Below are 4,161 nucleotides of genomic sequence, written 5' to 3'. Positions count from 1 at the left end.
CCCCGACGGCAGGCGCGCGCTGCCCGCGTTCACCTCGCTCGAGACGCTGGCCCGCTGGCGCCCGGACGCCCGGCCCGTGGCCGTACCGCTGCGTCAGGCGCTGGAGGCCACCGCCCATGAGAAGGCGGACACCCTGGTCCTGGACCTCGCGGGCCCGGTGCCGTACCAGCTGACCGGCCCCGCCCTGCTGGCCCTCGCCGAGGGGCGGACCAGCGCCGATCCGCTCGCCGACCCGGCCGTGACCGAGGCGGTGCGCACCGTGCTGGCCGCCGAGCCGGAGGTGCTCCGGGCCCATCTGGCCCCGGCGGCGGACGCCGACGGGATGCTCGCGCTCGCCCTGACGCCGGAGGCGCCCGCGCGCGAGACGGCGCACCGGGTGGCGGGCGCCCTGGCCGCCGACGAGGTGCTGCGGGCGCGGCTGGTGCGCGGGCTGACCCTGGCACTGCTGCCGCCGGACGCGCGGGTCCCCGGCGAGCCGCTCTTCAGCCGCTGAGGGTCGGGGCCCGGCCCTCCCTATTCGGACCAACAGGCGAATCCTCCCGATTCCGCCCACAATGCTTAGGCGACTGGCGGTCGGAATCTGCGTGAGGAGAGCGCCATGGAGACGAGAACGGTCGTAGCGGAGTTCATCGGGACCGCGATGCTGGTCCTCTTCGGAGTCGGTTCGCTGGTCCTGGCGGGCGACTACATCAACGCCCTCGGGATCTCGCTCGCCTTCGGCTTCACGCTGATCGCGATCGCCTTCGCGTTCGGACGCATCTCGGGCTGCCACATCAACCCGGCGGTGACCCTCGGTGTGCTGCTGGCCAGGCGCATCGACATCCGTAGGGCCGTCCAGTACTGGGTCGCGCAGTTCGTCGGCGCGATCGTGGGCGCGGCGATCCTGTTCCTGCTCGCCAACCAGGTGCCCCGGCTCCAGACGGCCGGCGCCTTCGGCAGCAACGGCTACGGCGGCCGCTCACCCGTGGGCATGGGCGCGGGCGGGGCCTTCCTCGCCGAGGTGCTGCTGACCTTCCTGCTGGTCTTCGTCTTCCTCACGGTGACCCACGCGGTGCCGATGGTCGGCGCCGAACCGGTCCCGGTGGGCCTCGCCCTCGCCGCGGTCAACCTGATCGGCATCCCGCTGACCTGGGCCTCGGTCAATCCGGCGCGCAGCTTCGGCCCCGCGATCTTCGCGGGCGGCGATGCGCTGGGCCAACTGTGGCTGTTCATCGTGGCACCGCTGGTCGGCGGGGTGCTCGCCGCCGTGGTGCACCGGTTCACCCATCTCCATCCGGCGGGCCGGGCCGAGCGGGAGGAGGCGCATCCGCCCCCGGCGACCGGGCCGTGGGGACGGATGCGGGGCGGCCATCGCCCCGAGGCGGGCGGCCCGGAGACCAAGGGTCCGGAGACCAAGGGCCCGGAGGCGGCCTGAGCGACGAGGGTCCGGAGGCGGCCCGAGTCGTTGCCGGGGGCCCGGCCGTAAGGGGGCAGCCGGTCGGGCGAAGACGGCAGCCGGTCAGCCGAAGACCGGGCCGGTGAACTTCTCGCCGGGCCCCTGCCCCGGCTCGTCCGGCACCACCGACGCCTCGCGGAAGGCGAGCTGGAGGGACTTCAGGCCGTCCCGCAGCGGAGCGGCGTGGAAGGAGCTGATCTCCGTGGCGCTGGCCGTGACCAGCCCCGCCAGAGCGTTGATCAGCTTCCGCGCCTCGTCCAAGTCCTTGTGCTGGGGGCCCTCCTCGGCCAGGCCCAGATTGACCGCGGCGGCGCTCATCAGGTGCACCGCGACCGTGGTGATCACCTCGACGGCGGGCACATCCGCGATGTCCCGGGTCATCCGGTCGAAGTCGGGGGCCGGCGGCTGCCCGGCGTTGGCGTCGCTCATGGTGGTCGGGGCTCACTTCCTGATGGACGGTGTGCCCCAGCCTAGGCGGCCGCCCGGCACCGTACGCACGGGGCGGGTGAGTTCACAGGAACGGGAGGGACGGGCGAAGTGAGAGACCGAGGACCCGGCGAACGGGCGGATGCCGGGACGCGGCGGGTGAGCATCCCGCTCTGGGTGCTGGTATCGTAGATAAACGACCGGCCGGTCACCTGTGTGTCCGGCCCACAAGTGGAGGCTCCACGCTCCCACCTCCCGACCTATGGTTGGCAGGTCATCGGTCAGGCTGCGCCCCGCGGTGATATCGCGGCGGTGCTCCCGGTCAGTGAGGAGCCCCGCCTGTGTACCCGTCGGGGCGTTTTGTGCGTCACGACGCGGTGGTCTCAACCTAAGAGACGTTACGCGGCAGTCCGCCAGGCGGTCGCGTGGTGCAACCGAGGAGGATCCATCAGCGCCGAGCCCCGCATCAACGACCGGATTCGCGTCCCCGAGGTGCGACTCGTCGGTCCCAGTGGCGAGCAGGTCGGCATTGTGCCGCTTGCCAAGGCCCTGGAGCTTGCGCAGGAGTACGACCTCGACCTGGTCGAGGTGGCGGCGAACGCCCGTCCGCCGGTCTGCAAGCTCATGGACTACGGAAAGTTCAAATACGAGTCGGCCATGAAGGCCCGTGAGGCGCGCAAGAACCAGGCGCACACGGTCATCAAGGAGATGAAGCTCCGGCCGAAGATCGACCCGCACGACTACGACACCAAGAAGGGTCACGTCGTCCGGTTCCTCAAGCAGGGCGACAAGGTCAAGATCACGATCATGTTCCGTGGCCGTGAGCAGTCCCGGCCCGAGCTGGGCTACCGGCTGCTGCAGCGGCTCGCGGAGGACGTCCAGGAGCTGGGCTTCGTGGAGTCCAACCCCAAGCAGGACGGCCGAAACATGATCATGGTTCTCGGTCCGCACAAGAAGAAGACCGAGGCGATGGCCGAAGCCCGTGAGGCGCAGGCCGCCCGCAAGGCGGAGCGCCAGGGTGTTCCTCACCTGGACCAGTCCCCGGACGCGTCCGTCGAGGAGCCCGCCGAGGAGCCCGCCGAGGCGTGATTGAGAGGCGCGAGCCTCGACCGCCCGCCCGGGGCCGCACGGCTCCGGACACCAACCGAAACGCATGACGCATCCGTACGAGCCGGACCACGGCCCCCGCCGTGCCCCGGCCGCTTCGGAGGCGCCCCGACGAGGAGAGAACGGCGACATGCCGAAGAACAAGACGCACAGCGGTGCCAGCAAGCGCTTCAAGCTCACCGGCTCCGGCAAGGTGGTGCGCCAGCGCGCCGGTCGCCGCCACCTTCTCGAGCACAAGCCGTCCACGTTGACGCGCCGCCTGGCCGGAAAGGTCGAGATGGCCCCTGCCGACGCCAAGAAGATCAAGAAGCTTCTCGGCAAGTGACGCCGCTGCCCCGCTCCGGCGGGGCGCGGCGAGCGCCAGACCGGGACCCACCGGGACCTATTCGTTTCCGGGCCGCGTGAGTCACCCGCGGCCCCGTACAAGGAGTTAAACAAGTGGCACGCGTCAAGCGGGCAGTCAACGCCCACAAGAAGCGCCGGGCGATCCTCGAGCAGGCCAGCGGCTACCGGGGCCAGCGCTCCCGCCTGTACCGCAAGGCCAAGGAGCAGGTCACCCACTCTCTGGTCTACAACTACAACGACCGCAAGAAGCGCAAGGGCGACTTCCGCCAGCTGTGGATCCAGCGCATCAACGCCGCTGCCCGCGCCAACGGCATGACGTACAACCGCTTCATCCAGGGTCTGAAGGCCGCGAACATCGAGGTCGACCGCAAGATTCTGGCGGACCTCGCGGTCAATGACGCGAACGCGTTCGCGGTGTTGGTGGAGGCTGCGCAGAAGGCGCTGCCGAGCGATGTGAACGCGCCGAAGGCCGCGTAATCGCTGCGCTGAGCATTGCCGAGTGGACCCGCAGGTGAAGGCTTCACCTGCGGGTCCGCGCATGTAGGTGCCCCCTGCGGCCCCGTCCACGTTCGCGGCCCCTTGGGTTTGCCCCCCCGGGCGCGGCCCGGTGGCTGGGTTGTGCCCCTGGGGTCTTGTTTCCGGGTGCGGGCCGGTGGCTGGGTTGTGTCCCTGGGGTCTCGTTTCCGGGTGCGGGCCGGTGGACGGGATGTGCCCCCTGAGGTTTCGTCGCCGGGTGCGGCCCGGTGGCCGGGTTGTGCCCACCCGTGCCGCCCCGCGGGACGATTGCCCACAACGGGGCACGTTCCGCCGCGCGGGACGGTCGCCCGCAGCTGGGTGCGGCGCTGCCG

Annotated in this window: 6 protein-coding genes; 5 read left to right on the top strand and 1 reads right to left on the bottom strand. The window is 71.1% G+C overall.

The features are described 5' to 3' along the window. Positions 1-493: SseB family protein (locus GWI24_RS41360; protein ID WP_210951173.1), on the top strand; the 493-nt coding region annotated here is incomplete at its 5' end. Positions 494-598: 105 nt separating this feature from the next. Next, positions 599-1,414, top strand: coding sequence for an MIP family channel protein (locus tag GWI24_RS41355; protein WP_210951172.1), 816 nt, complete (start codon positions 599-601; stop codon positions 1,412-1,414). A gap of 84 nt (positions 1,415-1,498) precedes the next feature. Here the strand turns inward: GWI24_RS41355 and GWI24_RS41350 are convergent, their stop codons facing one another. Continuing rightward, on the bottom strand, positions 1,499-1,864 hold the full coding sequence (locus GWI24_RS41350; RefSeq protein WP_014056105.1) for a DUF1844 domain-containing protein: 366 nt from the start codon (positions 1,862-1,864) through the stop codon (positions 1,499-1,501). Between the two features lie 444 nt (positions 1,865-2,308). Between GWI24_RS41350 and infC the strand changes: the two genes are divergently transcribed. The 3 genes from infC to rplT all read left to right on the top strand — a co-directional run bounded on the left by infC (position 2,309) and on the right by rplT (position 3,790). Continuing rightward, entirely contained in the window at positions 2,309-2,950 is a 642-nt protein-coding gene (gene infC / locus GWI24_RS41345) for a translation initiation factor IF-3 (RefSeq protein ID WP_308344264.1), read from the top strand. A gap of 148 nt (positions 2,951-3,098) precedes the next feature. Beyond that, positions 3,099-3,293: a 50S ribosomal protein L35 gene (gene rpmI / locus GWI24_RS41340; protein WP_020867203.1), complete on the top strand. Its 195-nt coding sequence runs from the start codon at positions 3,099-3,101 to the stop codon at positions 3,291-3,293. Positions 3,294-3,406: 113 nt separating this feature from the next. Next, on the top strand, positions 3,407-3,790 hold the full coding sequence (gene rplT / locus GWI24_RS41335; protein WP_020867202.1) for a 50S ribosomal protein L20: 384 nt from the start codon (positions 3,407-3,409) through the stop codon (positions 3,788-3,790). Positions 3,791-4,161 lie beyond the last annotated feature (371 nt).

Origin of the sequence: Streptomyces sp. MK37H (genome assembly GCF_018035285.1) — a bacterium.
GTDB lineage: Bacteria > Actinomycetota > Actinomycetes > Streptomycetales > Streptomycetaceae > Streptomyces > Streptomyces endocoffeicus.
This window is presented reverse-complemented; position numbering and strand designations above follow the sequence as displayed.

Coding starts and splice junctions, on each gene's coding strand:
- GWI24_RS41355 (WP_210951172.1), top strand. CDS start 599: ATGGAGACGAGAACGGTCGTAGCGGAGTTCATCGGGACCGCGATGCTG.
- GWI24_RS41350 (WP_014056105.1), bottom strand. CDS start 1,864: ATGAGCGACGCCAACGCCGGGCAGCCGCCGGCCCCCGACTTCGACCGG.
- rpmI (WP_020867203.1), top strand. CDS start 3,099: ATGCCGAAGAACAAGACGCACAGCGGTGCCAGCAAGCGCTTCAAGCTC.